13 protein-coding genes are annotated in these 14,922 nt (G+C 62.3%); all 13 read left to right on the forward strand.

Going from position 1 to position 14,922, the window contains the following annotated elements; genetic code table 11:
* Positions 1-78: 78 nt before the first annotated feature.
* Positions 79-1,497 carry a 3-isopropylmalate dehydratase large subunit gene (gene leuC / locus PspCFBP13528_RS10145; protein WP_137200127.1) on the forward strand — a complete coding sequence of 473 codons (1,419 nt, stop codon included), beginning with the start codon at positions 79-81 and terminating at the stop codon, positions 1,495-1,497.
* 10 nt (positions 1,498-1,507) lie between these two features.
* Positions 1,508-2,149, forward strand: coding sequence for a 3-isopropylmalate dehydratase small subunit (gene leuD, locus PspCFBP13528_RS10150; protein WP_137200128.1), 642 nt, complete (start codon positions 1,508-1,510; stop codon positions 2,147-2,149).
* Positions 2,150-2,278: 129 nt separating this feature from the next.
* Entirely contained in the window at positions 2,279-3,043 is a 765-nt protein-coding gene (locus PspCFBP13528_RS10155) for a class I SAM-dependent methyltransferase (RefSeq protein WP_137200129.1), read from the forward strand.
* A gap of 53 nt (positions 3,044-3,096) precedes the next feature.
* Complete coding sequence (gene leuB, locus PspCFBP13528_RS10160) at positions 3,097-4,179, forward strand: 3-isopropylmalate dehydrogenase (protein WP_065952914.1); 1,083 nt, start codon at positions 3,097-3,099, stop codon at positions 4,177-4,179.
* Positions 4,180-4,243: 64 nt separating this feature from the next.
* Entirely contained in the window at positions 4,244-5,356 is a 1,113-nt protein-coding gene (gene asd, locus PspCFBP13528_RS10165; protein WP_057721535.1) for an aspartate-semialdehyde dehydrogenase, read from the forward strand.
* Between the two features lie 236 nt (positions 5,357-5,592).
* Positions 5,593-6,603, forward strand: coding sequence for an aspartate-semialdehyde dehydrogenase (locus tag PspCFBP13528_RS10170; RefSeq protein WP_065952915.1), 1,011 nt, complete (start codon positions 5,593-5,595; stop codon positions 6,601-6,603).
* A 161-nt stretch (positions 6,604-6,764) separates the two neighbouring features.
* The gene (locus tag PspCFBP13528_RS10175) at positions 6,765-9,305 is read left to right on the forward strand and encodes a FimV/HubP family polar landmark protein (RefSeq protein ID WP_137200130.1); all 2,541 of its coding nucleotides are present in this window, start codon (positions 6,765-6,767) and stop codon (positions 9,303-9,305) included.
* A gap of 170 nt (positions 9,306-9,475) precedes the next feature.
* The gene (truA, locus tag PspCFBP13528_RS10180) at positions 9,476-10,300 is read left to right on the forward strand and encodes a tRNA pseudouridine(38-40) synthase TruA (protein ID WP_101220273.1); all 825 of its coding nucleotides are present in this window, start codon (positions 9,476-9,478) and stop codon (positions 10,298-10,300) included.
* A gap of 64 nt (positions 10,301-10,364) precedes the next feature.
* Positions 10,365-10,997, forward strand: coding sequence for a phosphoribosylanthranilate isomerase (locus PspCFBP13528_RS10185; protein ID WP_137200131.1), 633 nt, complete (start codon positions 10,365-10,367; stop codon positions 10,995-10,997).
* A gap of 245 nt (positions 10,998-11,242) precedes the next feature.
* Complete coding sequence (gene accD, locus PspCFBP13528_RS10190; RefSeq protein WP_005789754.1) at positions 11,243-12,163, forward strand: acetyl-CoA carboxylase, carboxyltransferase subunit beta; 921 nt, start codon at positions 11,243-11,245, stop codon at positions 12,161-12,163.
* Positions 12,160-13,467, forward strand: coding sequence for a bifunctional tetrahydrofolate synthase/dihydrofolate synthase (gene folC / locus PspCFBP13528_RS10195; protein WP_137200132.1), 1,308 nt, complete (start codon positions 12,160-12,162; stop codon positions 13,465-13,467). Before accD ends, folC begins: the two co-directional genes overlap by 4 nt.
* Complete coding sequence (locus tag PspCFBP13528_RS10200) at positions 13,451-14,113, forward strand: SPOR domain-containing protein (RefSeq protein ID WP_065952920.1); 663 nt, start codon at positions 13,451-13,453, stop codon at positions 14,111-14,113. Before folC ends, PspCFBP13528_RS10200 begins: the two co-directional genes overlap by 17 nt.
* 241 nt (positions 14,114-14,354) lie before the next feature.
* A complete protein-coding gene (locus PspCFBP13528_RS10205) occupies positions 14,355-14,912 on the forward strand; it encodes a CvpA family protein (protein WP_137200133.1) in 558 nt (185 codons plus the stop codon).
* Positions 14,913-14,922: the final 10 nt, after the last annotated feature.

Raw genomic sequence — 14,922 nt, forward strand, 5'->3', positions numbered from 1 at the left:
CGCCATACCATCAGCCTCACAAGCCAAAGGGTTATTGAAAGCCCGGCGCATAGAAACACCGCTGATGAGGACCGACTGATGGCCGGCAAAACGCTTTACGACAAGCTTTGGGATTCCCATGAAGTGAAACGGCGCGATGATGGGTCGTCGCTGATCTACATCGACCGTCACATCATCCATGAAGTGACCTCGCCCCAAGCGTTTGAAGGCCTGCGGCTGGCCGGGCGCAAGCCTTGGCGCGTCGACTCCATCATCGCCACCCCGGACCACAACGTGCCAACCACCCCGGAGCGCAAAGGCGGCATCGAAGCCATTGCCGACCAGGTGTCGCGTTTGCAGGTGCAGACGCTTGACGACTACTGCGATGAATATGGCATCACCGAATTCAAGATGAATGACGTGCGTCAAGGCATCGTCCACGTGATCGGCCCGGAGCAGGGCGCGACCCTGCCGGGCATGACCGTGGTCTGCGGTGACTCCCACACCTCCACCCACGGTGCGTTCGGTGCCCTGGCCCATGGCATCGGCACCTCCGAGGTGGAGCATGTGTTCGCCACCCAGTGCCTGGTCGCCAAGAAGATGAAAAACATGCTGGTTCGCGTCGAAGGCACCTTGCCGTTTGGCGTGACCGCCAAGGACATCGTGCTCGCGGTGATCGGCAAGATCGGCACCGCCGGCGGCAACGGCCATGCCATCGAATTCGCCGGCAGCGCCATTCGCGACCTGTCCATCGAAGGCCGCATGACCATCTGCAACATGTCCATCGAAGCCGGTGCCCGCGTCGGCATGGTGGCGGCGGACGAAAAGACCGTCGAGTACGTCAAGGGCCGTCCATTCGCTCCGCAGGGCGCTGATTGGGACGCCGCCGTCGAAGCCTGGAAAGACCTGGTGTCCGACGCCGACGCGGTGTTCGACACCGTGGTCGAACTCGACGCTGCCCAGATCAAGCCGCAAGTCAGCTGGGGCACGTCGCCGGAAATGGTGTTGGCCGTCGACCAGAAGGTGCCGGACCCGGCCCAGGAAGCCGACCTGGTCAAGCGCGGTTCCATTGAGCGCGCCCTGAAGTACATGGGCTTGAAAGCCAATCAGGCGATCACCGACATCCAGTTGGATCGCGTGTTCATCGGTTCCTGCACCAACTCGCGGATCGAAGACCTGCGCGCCGCAGCAGTGATCGCCAAGGGCCGCAAGGTTGCGTCGACCATTAAACAAGCCATCGTCGTGCCGGGTTCGGGCCTGGTCAAGGCGCAAGCCGAAGCGGAAGGCCTGGACAAGATCTTCCTCGAAGCCGGTTTCGAATGGCGTGAGCCGGGCTGTTCCATGTGCCTGGCGATGAACCCTGACCGCCTGGAGTCGGGCGAGCATTGCGCATCGACCTCCAACCGTAACTTCGAAGGTCGCCAGGGCGCCGGTGGGCGTACCCACCTGGTCAGCCCGGCCATGGCCGCCGCCGCCGCCGTCAACGGTCGTTTCATCGACGTTCGCGAATTGATCTGAGGAATACCCGATGCGTGCTTTTACACAACACACAGGTTTAGTCGCGCCGTTGGACCGTGCCAACGTGGACACCGACCAGATCATCCCCAAGCAGTTCCTGAAGTCGATCAAGCGCACCGGTTTCGGCCCCAACCTGTTCGACGAATGGCGCTACCTGGACGTGGGCTATGCCTACCAGGACAACTCCAAGCGCCCGCTGAACAAGGACTTCGTGCTCAACGCCGAGCGTTACCAGGGCGCCAGTGTGCTGCTGGCCCGGGAAAACTTCGGTTGCGGCTCCAGCCGTGAACACGCGCCGTGGGCCCTGGAAGAATATGGCTTTCGCAGCATTATCGCGCCGAGCTATGCGGACATCTTCTTCAACAACAGCTTCAAGAATGGCTTGTTGCCGATCATCCTGAGCGACGCCGAAGTGGATGAGCTGTTCCAGCAAGTGGAGGCCAATGTGGGCTACCAGTTGACGGTGGACCTGGCCGCACAGACCGTGACCCGTCCGGATGGCAAGGTGTACCACTTCGAAGTGGACGCCTTTCGCAAGCACTGCTTGATCAATGGTCTGGACGATATCGGCCTGACCTTGCAGGACGGCGATGCGATTGCGGCATTTGAGCGCAAGCAGCGGGCGAGCCAGCCGTGGTTGTTTCGCGATTGAGGTAGGCAGGACCGTCGCTATCGGGGGCAAGCCCCCTCCCACATTTGAATGTATTCACAGATCAAAAGATGGGAGGGGCTTGCCCCGATGAGGCCGGTGTTAACAACACAAAATCCAGGGAAAGCCCCCATGACCACCACCGCCCACACCCAAGTCGTGCAAAAACAATTCGGCGAACAAGCCGCCGCCTACCTGAGCAGCGCCGTTCACGCCCAGGGCACCGAATTCGCGCTGCTTCAGGCCGAACTGGCCGGGCAGGGCAGTGCACGACTGCTGGACCTGGGTTGCGGTGCCGGTCATGTCAGTTTCCATGTCGCGCCGTTGGTGAAAGAGGTGGTGGCCTACGACCTGTCCCAGCCAATGCTCGACGTGGTGGCCGCCGCTGCGCAAGATCGCGGTTTCACCAATATCAGCACCGTGAACGGCGCCGCTGAACGCCTGCCGTTCGCCGATGGCGAGTTCGACTTCGTGTTCAGTCGTTATTCGGCCCACCACTGGAGCGACCTCGGCCTGGCCCTGCGCGAAGTGCGGCGAGTGCTCAAGCCGGGCGGCGTGGCGGCCTTCGTGGACGTGTTGTCACCGGGCAGCCCGTTGCTGGACACTTACCTGCAAACCGTCGAAGTGCTGCGCGACACCAGCCATGTGCGTGATTACTCCGCCGCCGAGTGGATGCGCCAGCTCAGCGAGGCCGGCTTGCATGTGCGCAACAGCAGCCGCCAGCGCCTGCGCCTGGAATACACGTCGTGGGTCGAACGCATGCGTACCCCGCAGGCTTTGCGCGCAGCCATCCTGGAGCTGCAACAGGCAATGGGCCAGGAAGTGCGCGATTATTACGAGATTCAAGCCGACGGCACCTTCAGCACTGACGTGCTGGTGGTGTGGGCCGAGCGCTGATTGATTTTTCCCGACCTGCCCACGAGCAGGTCGCTCGATGAAATGAGGAACCCATGAGCAAGCAGATTCTGATTCTCCCTGGCGACGGTATTGGTCCGGAAATCATGGCCGAGGCGGTCAAGGTGCTGGAATTGGCCAACGCCAAATACAGCCTGGGCTTCGCGCTGAGCCACGACGTGATCGGCGGCGCAGCCATCGACAAGCACGGCGTGCCCCTGGCCGACGAGACCCTGGACCGTGCCCGCGCGGCCGACGCTGTGCTGCTGGGCGCCGTGGGCGGCCCGAAGTGGGACAAGATCGAGCGGGATATCCGTCCTGAGCGCGGCCTGCTGAAAATCCGTGCGCAACTGGGCCTGTTCGGCAACCTGCGCCCGGCCATCCTCTATCCGCAACTGGCCGACGCCTCGAGCCTCAAGCCGGAAGTGGTGGCGGGCCTGGATATCCTGATCGTGCGTGAGCTGACCGGCGGTATCTATTTCGGCTCGCCACGCGGCGTGCGCGAGTTGGAGAATGGCGAGCGTCAGGCCTACGACACCCTGCCGTACAGCGAGAGCGAAATCCGCCGCATCGCCCGTGTCGGTTTCGACATGGCCCGTGTACGTGGCAAGAAGGTCTGCTCGGTCGATAAGGCCAACGTACTGGCTTCCAGCCAACTGTGGCGTGAGATCGTCGAAGAGGTCGCCAAGGATTACCCGGACGTCGAGCTGAGCCACATGTACGTCGACAACGCCGCCATGCAACTGGTGCGTGCGCCCAAGCAGTTCGACGTGATCGTCACCGACAACCTGTTCGGCGATATCCTGTCCGACCAGGCGTCGATGCTCACCGGTTCCATCGGCATGCTGCCGTCGGCCTCCCTGGACACAAACAACAAAGGTATGTACGAGCCGTGCCACGGTTCTGCACCCGACATCGCAGGCCAGGGCATTGCCAACCCGTTGGCGACGATTCTGTCGGTGTCGATGATGCTGCGTTACAGCTTCAACCTGAGCGATGCGGCCGATGCGATCGAGAAGGCCGTAAGCCTGGTACTGGACCAGGGCTTGCGCACCGGCGACATCTGGTCGCAGGGCTGCACCAAAGTCGGGACGCAAGAAATGGGCGATGCTGTAGTCGCCGCGCTGCGGAATCTGTAATCTCTCGGGCCCGCTTGCAGTTGTTGCTGCAAGGCGGCCCACTTTTTAACAAGGTGTAGTTGCGATGAAACGTGTAGGTCTGATCGGTTGGCGCGGCATGGTCGGTTCCGTGCTCATGCAGCGGATGCTGGAAGAGCAGGATTTCGATCTTATCGAGCCGGTGTTTTTCACCACTTCGAACGTAGGTGGCCAAGGGCCGTCCGTGGGCAAGGATATTGCGCCGCTCAAGGATGCCTACAGCATTGAAGAGCTCAAGACCCTCGATGTGATTCTGACCTGCCAGGGTGGCGACTACACCAGCGAAGTCTTCCCCAAGCTGCGCGAAGCCGGCTGGCAGGGCTACTGGATCGACGCCGCGTCGAGCCTGCGCATGCAGGACGATGCGGTGATCATCCTCGACCCGGTCAACCGCAAGGTCATCGACCAGCAGCTGGACGCCGGCACCCGCAATTATGTGGGCGGCAACTGCACCGTCAGTCTGATGCTGATGGGCCTGGGTGGCTTGTTCGAGGCCGGTCTGGTCGAGTGGATGAGCGCCATGACCTATCAGGCGGCCTCCGGTGCCGGCGCGCAGAACATGCGTGAACTGATCAAACAGATGGGCGCGACCCACGCTGCGGTTGCCGATCAACTGGCCGACCCCGCCAGCGCGATCCTGGATATTGACCGCCGCGTGGCCGACGCCATGCGCAGCGAAGCTTATCCGACCGAAAACTTCGGCGTGCCATTGGCCGGTAGCCTGATCCCGTGGATCGACAAGGAACTGCCGAACGGCCAGAGCCGCGAAGAGTGGAAGGCCCAGGCCGAGACCAACAAGATCCTCGGTCGCTTCAAGAATCCGATCCCGGTGGATGGCATCTGCGTGCGCATCGGCGCCATGCGCTGCCACAGCCAGGCGCTGACCATCAAGCTGAACAAAGACGTGCCGATCGCCGATATCGAAGGGTTGATCAGCCAGCACAACCCCTGGGTCAAGCTGGTGCCGAACAACCGCGATATCAGCATGCAGGAGCTGAGCCCGACCAAGGTCACCGGCACCCTGAATGTACCGGTGGGCCGTCTGCGCAAGCTGAACATGGGCAGCCAGTTCCTCGGCGCGTTTACCGTTGGCGACCAGTTGCTGTGGGGCGCGGCCGAGCCGTTGCGTCGCATGCTGCGGATTTTGCTCGAGCGTTGATCGCTGCTTGTACCGGGAAACCCGCGCTCTGGTGACAGGCGCGGGTTTTTTGTTGCCTGCCAGGGCCTAATCGGGGGCAAGCCCCCTCCCACATTTGAATGCGTTCACACATCACCCTGTGGGAGGGGGCTTGCCCCCGATTAGGCCATCAGCCACTCCACAAGCCCCAGGCCAATTGCCTCACCCCCTGTCACCCGGTAAAGTGCCGCTCCCCCGCAATGCCCGAGGCAAGCCCCATGACCCAGACCTTTGAAATCGCCGTGATCGGCGCCACCGGCACCGTTGGCGAAACCCTGGTACAGATTCTCGAAGAGCTGGACTTCCCGGTAGGCACCCTTTATTTGCTGGCGGGCAACAATTCCGCCGGTGCCTCGGTACCGTTCCGGGGCAAGAATCTGCGGGTAAAGGAAGTCGACGAATTCGATTTCAGCAAGGCGCAACTGGCTTTCTTCGCGGCCGGCCCGGCGGTGACCTTGAGCTTCGCTCCACGCGCCATTGCCGCCGGTTGTTCGGTGATCGACTTGTCTGGCGCGTTGCCTGCCGAGCAGGCGCCGCACGTGGTGCCGCAAGCCAATGCCCATGTGCTCAAAGACTTGAAGAAACCGTTTCAAATCGCCAGCCCGAGCCCGTCCGCCACTTACCTGGCGGTGGTGCTGGCGCCGTTGCGTGGCCTGCTGGATATCCAGCGCGTGAGCGTCACCGCCAACCTGGCCGTGTCTGCCCTGGGCCGCGAGGCCGTGAGTGAGTTGGCCCGCCAGACCGCCGAGCTGTTGAATGTGCGTCCGCTGGAGCCGACCTTCTTTGATCGGCAAGTGGCCTTCAACCTGCTGGCACAAGTCGGCACGCCAGACGCCCAGGGTCACACGGCGCTGGAGAAACGTCTCGTACATGAATTGCGCGCCGTACTGGAAACACCTTTACTGAAAATTTCCGCCACGTGCATTCAAGCCCCGGTGTTTTTCGGCGATAGCCTGACTGTGTCGCTGCAGTTGGGCGCGCCGGCCGATCTGGCTGCGGTGAGCGGCGCGCTTGAGGCGGCGCCGGGTATCGAGCTGGTCGAGGCGGGCGACTACCCAACGGCAGTCGGCGATGCAGTGGGTCAGGACGTTGTTTATGTAGGACGAGTGCGCGCGGGCGTCGACGACCCGGCGGAACTAAATCTGTGGCTGACGTCAGATAACGTACGCAAAGGGGCTGCGCTTAACGCCGTGCAGCTGGCGCAGTTGTTGATAAAAGGCCTTGCGTAAAAGATACTTGGCGTCAATTTGTAGATTGATTCTCACCAAGCGCTATGCTTGGCCCAAAGCGGAACACAAGCGTGTCGGTGACCTATCGGCTCGCCATGCCTTATGGCAGCGGTTACCAACCTTCTCGCAAGCCGGGGAGTGTTCAGACAAAGGATGAGGCTATGGTTCAAGTTCGCAAACTGGTGTTAGCAATAGCGGCCGCCTCGGCGCTGTCCTCCGGTATGGCGCAGGCGCTGCAACTTGGGGAGATGACCCTCAAGTCGAAGTTGAACCAGCCGCTGTCGGTGGAAATCGAGTTGCTCGACGTCGGTGGCCTCACGGCGTCCGAGATCACCCCGAGCCTGGCGTCGTCCCAGGCGTTCGTCGATGCGGGTGTCGATCGCCAGGCCTTTCTCGACCAGCTCACCTTTACGCCGGTGGTCAATCCCAATGGCCGCAGCGTGGTGCGCGTCACCTCCGACAAACCGCTGCCCGATTCCTATGTGCGCTTTCTGTTGCAGGTGCAATGGCCTAATGGCCGCCTGATGCGTGACTACAGCGTGCTGCTCGATCCCGCCAAATTCGACCCGCCTACATCGGCTGCCAGCGCCCCGGCGCCGCGCTTGAGTGCGCCGGCCGGCACCGCGTCCGCCGTCAGCAAGCCTGCGCAACATACCACCACGGCTCGCGACACCTTGTGGGAAATTGCCGAGAAAAACCGCAATGGTGGCTCTGTGCAACAGACCATGCTGGCCATTCAGGCGCTCAACCCAAATGCCTTTGTCGATGGCAACATCAACCGCTTGAAAACCGGCCAGGTCCTGCGCCTGCCGGACACCGTGCAAAGCACCGCGCTGGCGCAACCCCAGGCGATCGCCGAAGTGACTGCGCAGAACGCCGCCTGGCGCCAGGGCCGCCGTACCGCCAACCAGCAAGTGGCAGGCAAGGCCCAGTTGGACGCCACCAAGCGCACCGAGACTGGCAACGCGCCGTCGAGCACCAATGCCAAGGACAACCTGAGCCTGGTGTCGGCCGAAGCAGCCAAAAAAGGTGCAAACGGCAAGGCGGGCGACAGCCGTGCGTTGAGCGACAAGCTGGCGATGACTCAAGAGCAACTGGACACCACCCGTCGCGATAACGAAGAGCTCAAAAGCCGCGCGGCAGATTTGCAAAGCCAGTTGGACAAGCTGCAAAAGCTGATTCAACTGAAAAATGATCAACTGGCCCGGTTGCAGGCCGAGAAGGGCGATGCAGTGGCGCCCGTGACGGCAGCAGCAGCGCCCGAGGCGGCGGCGATGCCTGCGCCGTCGGCCGATGAGCCGGCGCCTGCCGCACAAGCCCCGGTTGCCGCACCTGCTCCGGAACCTGCCAAGCCGGTTGCCGCGCCTGCAACCACCGAAGGCAAATTCAATGAGCTGTTGACCAACCCTATCGTGCTCGGTGTGCTCGGTGGTGCGGCCATCATTCTGGCGTTGCTGCTCCTGCTGCTGTGGGTGCGTCATCGCAACGCCCGTCTTGAAGAAGAGAAGCACCTGCGCATGGCGCGAGCGCTGGCTGAGGAGCCGGAGTTCACATCGAGCCTGGAGCGCGACCTGCCCTCCGACAGTTTCGAAGGCCTGGAAGTGCCGCCGCCGAATGTAGCGCCTGCACCCGCGCCTGCGCGCGCTCCGGTGGTTGAGCCGGTCGTGCCGAGCGTCGCCTCGGTGCTTGCGCCGCTGGCGGTTGCGGTTGCCCCGCAGAACGCCAACGATGCGCTGGCCCAGGCCCAGTCCCATATCGACCGTGGCCACCTGAACCAGGCGGCCGATGTGCTCGAACAAGCGATCAAGCACGAGCCCAAGCGCAGCGATCTGCGTTTGAAGCTGATGGAAGTGTACGGCCTGCAAAATGACAAGGACGGTTTCGTCAATCAGGAGCGGCAACTGGTGGCCAACGGTGAAAACCATGCCCAGGTCGAGCAGCTCAAACGCCGTTTCCCGGCCATGGCGGTATTGGCGGCAGGTGTAAGCGCGGCAGTGGCCGCTGCAGCCCTGGACGCCCAGTACGTCAAGGATTTGCTGGAAGACAAGCCGGCTGCGTCGCAGCCGGAACCGTTGGACACCGATTTCGATCTGAGCCTGGACGAGCTGGAAGCGGCATCGCCGGCTGAGGTCGATGATCAGCAGACATTCGAGGCGCTTCTTCAGCAGCAGACGGCAGCCAATGCACGTGCCGATGAACTGTCGGACTTCGACCTTGATCTGCAACTGGACGCACCGGCGTCTGCGCAATCGGATGACGACTTCCTGTCCGGGCTCGAAGAGCAGATGAAGGACGTGTCTGCCGTCGAGCCGCCGACCCTGACCCCAGCAGCTCTGGACGACTTCGATTTGCCGGAAGATTTCGACCTCTCCCTGGCGGATGAGCCCGAATCGGCGCCCAAGCCGGATGCCTTCGCGTCGGAGCTGGATGACGTCAACGCCGAGTTGGACCGTCTGTCCCAGAGCCTGGAGCACCCCTCCATCGAACCCTCGTTCACGGCTGAAGATGCGGCGCTCGGTGACGATGAGCCTGAGTTCGACTTCCTGTCGGGTACCGATGAAGTCGCCACCAAGCTGGACCTGGCCCAGGCTTATATCGACATGGGGGATGCCGATGGCGCCAAGGACATCCTGTCCGAAGTACTGACCGAGGGCAACGAGACCCAGCGCGGCGAGGCCAAGGAAATGCTCGGCCGAATCTGAAGGCTGATAAACATCCATTGTGAGACAGGGCGTGCTTCCTCCCACAGTTGGCTTGGCGCCCCTCTCCAACAAAAGCGCCCGTCGCGCAGCCGTCGCCTTTATAATGGCTGCCTTCGCGCAACTCATCAGGCTCTCAGTTCTTGGCAAATATAGATAACGCGGCCGCCGAAATGGCGGCCGCAGGCTTTTACCGCATCGCGCTGGGCGTGGAATACAAAGGCTCGCGCTATCGCGGCTGGCAACGCCAGGCATCCGGCGTGCTGACGGTGCAGGAAACCCTGGAAAACGCTTTATCGAAAGTCGCTGACTCGCCGGTGTCGCTGATGTGTGCCGGGCGGACCGACGCGGGCGTGCATGCCTGCGGTCAGGTGGTGCATTTCGACACCCAGGCCGAACGCTCGATGAAGGCCTGGGTAATGGGCGCCAATATCAATCTGCCCCATGACGTTAGCGTCACCTGGGCCAAGGTCATGCCGGCGCATTTTCATGCGCGCTTCAAGGCCATCGCCCGGCGCTACCGCTACGTGATCTATAACGATCAGATCCGCCCGGCGCACCTGAACCAGGAAATTACCTGGAACCACCGCCCGCTGGATGCCGAGCGCATGGCCGAGGCTGCGCAACACCTTGTGGGGGTGCATGATTTCAGCGCGTTCCGTGCCGGCCAATGCCAGGCCAAATCGCCGATCAAGGAAGTCCACCATCTGCGCGTGACCCGTCATGGCAAGATGATTGTGCTGGATATCCGTGCCGGGGCGTTCCTGCACCATATGGTGCGTAACATTGCGGGTGTGCTGATGACCATCGGTACCGGCGAGCGTCCGGTGCAATGGGCCAGGGAAGTGCTGGAAAGCCGCGTGCGCCGTACCGGTGGGGTGACGGCGCATCCGTTCGGCCTGTATCTGGTGGAGGTGGAGTACCGTGATGAGTTCGAGCTGCCGGAGCGTTTTATCGGGCCACACTTCCTCACCGGTTTCAGCGAACTTGACGGCTGACGCCCGGAAGAGCTTTTGTTACCATCCGGGACTTTCTCGGTTCAATCCCTGAGGTTTCTACGATATGTCAGCCGTTCGCAGCAAGATTTGCGGGATTACCCGCATCGAAGACGCGTTGGCGGCGGTCGAGGCGGGGGCGGATGCCATTGGTCTGGTGTTTTACGCCAGGAGCCCGCGAGCGGTGAATGTGTTGCAGGCGCGGGCCATCATCGCTGCGCTGCCACCGTTCGTGACCACTGTGGGCTTGTTCGTCAACGCCAGCCGGTGTGAACTCAATGAAACCCTGGATTCCGTGCCGCTGGACATGCTGCAGTTTCATGGCGACGAAACCCCGGACGAATGCGAGCGCTATCAGCGCCCCTACATCAAGGCGCTGCGCGTCAAGGCCGGCGATGATATCGCTGCCGCCTGTGCCGCCTATACGGGGGCGCGCGGGATTCTGCTGGACACCTATGTCGAAGGCGTTCCCGGCGGTACGGGCGAAGCGTTCGACTGGTCGCTGATCCCGGCGCGCTTGAGCAAGCCGGTGATTCTGGCCGGTGGGCTCACCCCTTTGAATGTCGGCGCGGCCATCGAGCAGGTCCGGCCGTATGCCGTGGATGTCAGCGGCGGGGTGGAGCAGGGCAAGGGCATCAAGGATCACGCCAGGATTCGCGCATTCGTGCAGGCCGTGCGCAACAGCAGCGGTGCGATGTGACGGCTGGCAGTCTGCCGCCGTCCATAACTACCACTGTGTAAAACAGCACCGGCGCCGCCTGCGGGAGGCCCGGAAACGAAGTGGCAACCCTGCGCTGGCAGGTTGTCTGGAAGGCTGAGGATACAGGCGGGAAATGGCTGGTCGAGCCTCTGACCCCGTCCCGCCGACATCATCGCCACATATGAATTTAGCTCAAGGGCATACGCGGGGCTGTGTTCAAGCCACCGGTACTGGAGAAAGAAAGCATGAGCAACTGGTTAGTAGACAAACTGATCCCTTCGATCATGCGTTCCGAGGTGAAGAAAAGCTCGGTTCCTGAAGGTCTGTGGCACAAGTGCCCGTCCTGCGACGCGGTGCTGTACCGCCCGGAACTGGAAAAGACCCTGGACGTTTGCCCCAAGTGCAACCACCACATGCGTATTGGCGCACGCGCGCGTATCGACATCTTCCTCGACGCCGACGGCCGCAACGAGCTGGGCGCTGACCTGGAGCCGGTCGACCGTCTCAAGTTCCGCGACAGCAAGAAGTACAAGGACCGTCTGGTCGGTGCGCAGAAGCAGACCGGCGAGAAAGACGCGCTGATCTCCGTCAGCGGCAAGCTGCTGGGCATGCCGGTAGTGGTGTCGGCGTTCGAGTTCTCCTTCATGGGCGGCTCGATGGGTGCCATCGTCGGCGAGCGTTTCGTGCGCGCTGCCAACTATGCCCTGGAAAACCGTTGCCCGATGATCTGCTTCGCCGCCTCCGGTGGCGCGCGTATGCAGGAAGCGCTGATTTCCCTGATGCAAATGGCCAAGACCTCGGCGGTATTGGCGCGTCTGCGCGAAGAAGGCATTCCGTTCATCTCGGTATTGACCGACCCGGTGTACGGCGGCGTTTCCGCCAGCCTGGCGATGCTGGGCGATGTGATCGTCGGCGAGCCGAAGGCCCTGATCGGCTTCGCCGGCCCGCGCGTCATCGAGCAGACCGTGCGTGAAAAACTGCCGGAAGGTTTCCAGCGCAGCGAGTTCCTGCTGGAACACGGCGCCATCGACCTGATTATCCCGCGCGGCGAGCTGCGGCCACGGCTGGGTAACCTGCTGGCGCAAATGATGGGCCTGCCAACGCCTGTCTACGTCGCACCCAAAGTCGAGCCGATCGTTGTGCCGCCGGTGCCGGCAAACCTATGACCGAACGTTCCCTGGGCGAATGGCTCGCCTACCTTGAGCAGTTGCATCCGTCCGCCATCGACATGGGCCTGGAGCGCTCGCAACAGGTAGCGGCCCGCCTGGGGTTGGGGCGTCCGGCACCGCGTGTGATCACCGTTACCGGCACCAATGGCAAAGGCTCGACCTGCGCCTTTGTCGCCGCGTTGCTGCAAGCCCAAGGGCTGAAAGTCGGCGTATACAGTTCGCCGCATCTGCTGCGCTATAACGAGCGGGTGCAGCTCAATGGCGTCGAAGCGAGCGACGCGCAACTCTGCGAAGCCTTCGCCGCCCTCGATGCGGGGCGTGGCGATATTTCCCTGACCTATTTCGAGATGGGCACCCTGGCGGCGTTGTGGCTGTTCGAGCGTGCGCAGCTCGATATCGTCGTGCTGGAAGTGGGCCTGGGCGGGCGTCTGGACACGGTCAACGTGGTGGATGCCGACGTGGCGCTGGTCACCAGTATCGGTGTCGACCATGTCGATTACCTGGGCGATACCCGCGAATCCGTGGCGTACGAAAAGGCCGGGATCTTTCGCCCGGGCAAGCCTGCGCTGTGCGGTGATCTTGACCCACCGCAACCCTTGCTGGACAAGGTGCGTGAGCTCGATTGCCCGTTTTACCTGCGCGGGCGTGATTTCAGTCTCGAGATCGGCGATCAGCATTGGCAATGGTCCGGGCGCGATGCGCGGGGTCAACAGGTAGTGTTGCGCGATTTGCCGCTGCTGAACCTGCCGATGGAAAATGCCGCGCTCGCGCTGCAAGCCTATCTGTTGCTGGATCTGCCGTGGAATCCCGGGCAAATTGCCGCAACCCTGCTGGCGACGCGGGTAGTGGGGCGCCTGGATCGGCGCGCCGTCGAGTGGCAAGGCAAGCGTCTTAACCTGCTGCTGGATGTGGGGCATAACCCCCACGCCGCTGAATACCTGGCGCAGCGGCTGATGCGCACGCCATTGTCCGGCCGTCGCCTGGCGGTGTTCGGCTTGCTGGCTGACAAGGATCTTGATGGCGTGGTTGCGCCGTTGCTCGGCAGCGTAGGGGCCTGGGCCGTTGCACCGCTTGATACCCCGCGTAGCCGTGCGGCAGCTGAACTGCAAGTTGCCTTGCAGAACCTTGGTGCGCCGGTGGCGTCGTATGCAAGCGTCACTGCGGCCCTTGAGGCGCAATGTGCGGTGGCGACGGCCGACGACGAGATTCTGTTGTTCGGATCATTTTATTGTGTTGCCGAGGCGCTCGAATGGCTGGCCCGGCGCTCCACGGAGGAAGCTGCACATGGCATTACTCGATAGCGCATACAAGCAGCGGATGGTGGGAGCCCTGGTGTTGGTGGCATTGGCGGTGATTTTCCTGCCGATGCTGTTCTCCCGTCAGGACGAACAGCGCCAGGTGGTGGTTGAAGCGCCGGCTGCGCCACAGGCGCCGGTGGTGCCTCAGGTTCAGGTGGAACCGGTGGTGGTGCCTGAACCGCAAGCGCTGCCTGAGCAAGAGCCCGTGCCGACCGACGCCGAGGTCGCTGCACAGCAGGCGCCGTCCATGCCGGTGCAGCCGAGTGTTCCGGTGGTCAAGCCGGCTCCGGCAGCGCCTGTCGCAGCCGCCAAGCCTGCCGCGCCGACCCCTGCGCCCAAGCCGGTCGCGCCACAGCCGGCCGCGCCGGGCAAGCCGGATGTCGGTCAGAGTCGTATCGACCCGAATGGGTTGCCGATCAGTTGGTCGATTCAAGTGGCCAGCCTGGGCAACCGCGAAGGCGCCGACGCCTTGCAGAAAAAGCTGCGCGCCCAAGGCTACAACGCGTATATCCGCAGCGCCGATGGCAAGAACCGTGTGTTTATCGGCCCGCTGATCGAGCGCGCCGAAGCCGATCGCCTGCGCGATTTGCTCGATCGCCAGCAGAACCTCAAGGGGTTTGTGACCCGTTTCCAGCCTGAGCGCGGCTAGGCGGCACGATAAGGTCAAAATGTGGGAGGGGGCTTGCCCCCGATAGCGGTGGGTCAGTCAGTACATCTGACACTGAACCACTGCCATCGGGGGCAAGCCCCCTCCCACATTGTTTTCAGCGGTCTTGAAATAGTGTTCGCACTGCCCAATCTATTGATTTGCAAAGCACCCGTAATCACCGCTTACCGATAGCCCGGCGCTCTGCTAAAATGCGCCGCCTTATCCGTACGTAGGCTGCACTGTGCCATTTACCTGGGTTGATTGGGCGATCGTTGCAATCGTCGCCATCTCCGCTTTGATCAGTCTGAGCCGCGGCTTCGTAAAAGAAGCACTGTCGTTGCTGACCTGGATCATCGCAGGAGTCGTAGCCTGGATGTTCGGTGGTTCACTGTCGGTCTACATGGCCGGGTACATCGAGACACCCTCGGCCCGCGTCATCGCGGGCTGCGCCATCATGTTCATCGCCACGCTGCTGGTGGGGGCAATGGTCAATTATCTGATTGGCGAGTTGATACGTGTCACCGGTCTTTCCGGGACCGATCGATTTCTCGGCATGGCCTTCGGCGCCGCGCGGGGCGCGTTGCTGGTGGTCGTGGCGGTCGGGCTGTTGAGCCTGGGGCCGGTACAGCAGGATGCGTGGTGGCAGGAGTCGGTACTCGTGCCAAAATTTCTATTGGTTGCAGATTGGTCCAAGAACCTCATATTGGGGTGGAGCAGTCAGTGGCTGGCCAGCGGAATCAGCGTACCCGCTGATCTTCCGTTCAAGGAACACCTCTTGCCGGCCAACACGCCTCAGTAAGTGGTGTTCA

Source organism: Pseudomonas sp. CFBP13528, assembly GCF_005233615.1.
GTDB classification, from domain to species: Bacteria; Pseudomonadota; Gammaproteobacteria; order Pseudomonadales; family Pseudomonadaceae; genus Aquipseudomonas; species Aquipseudomonas fluorescens_AM.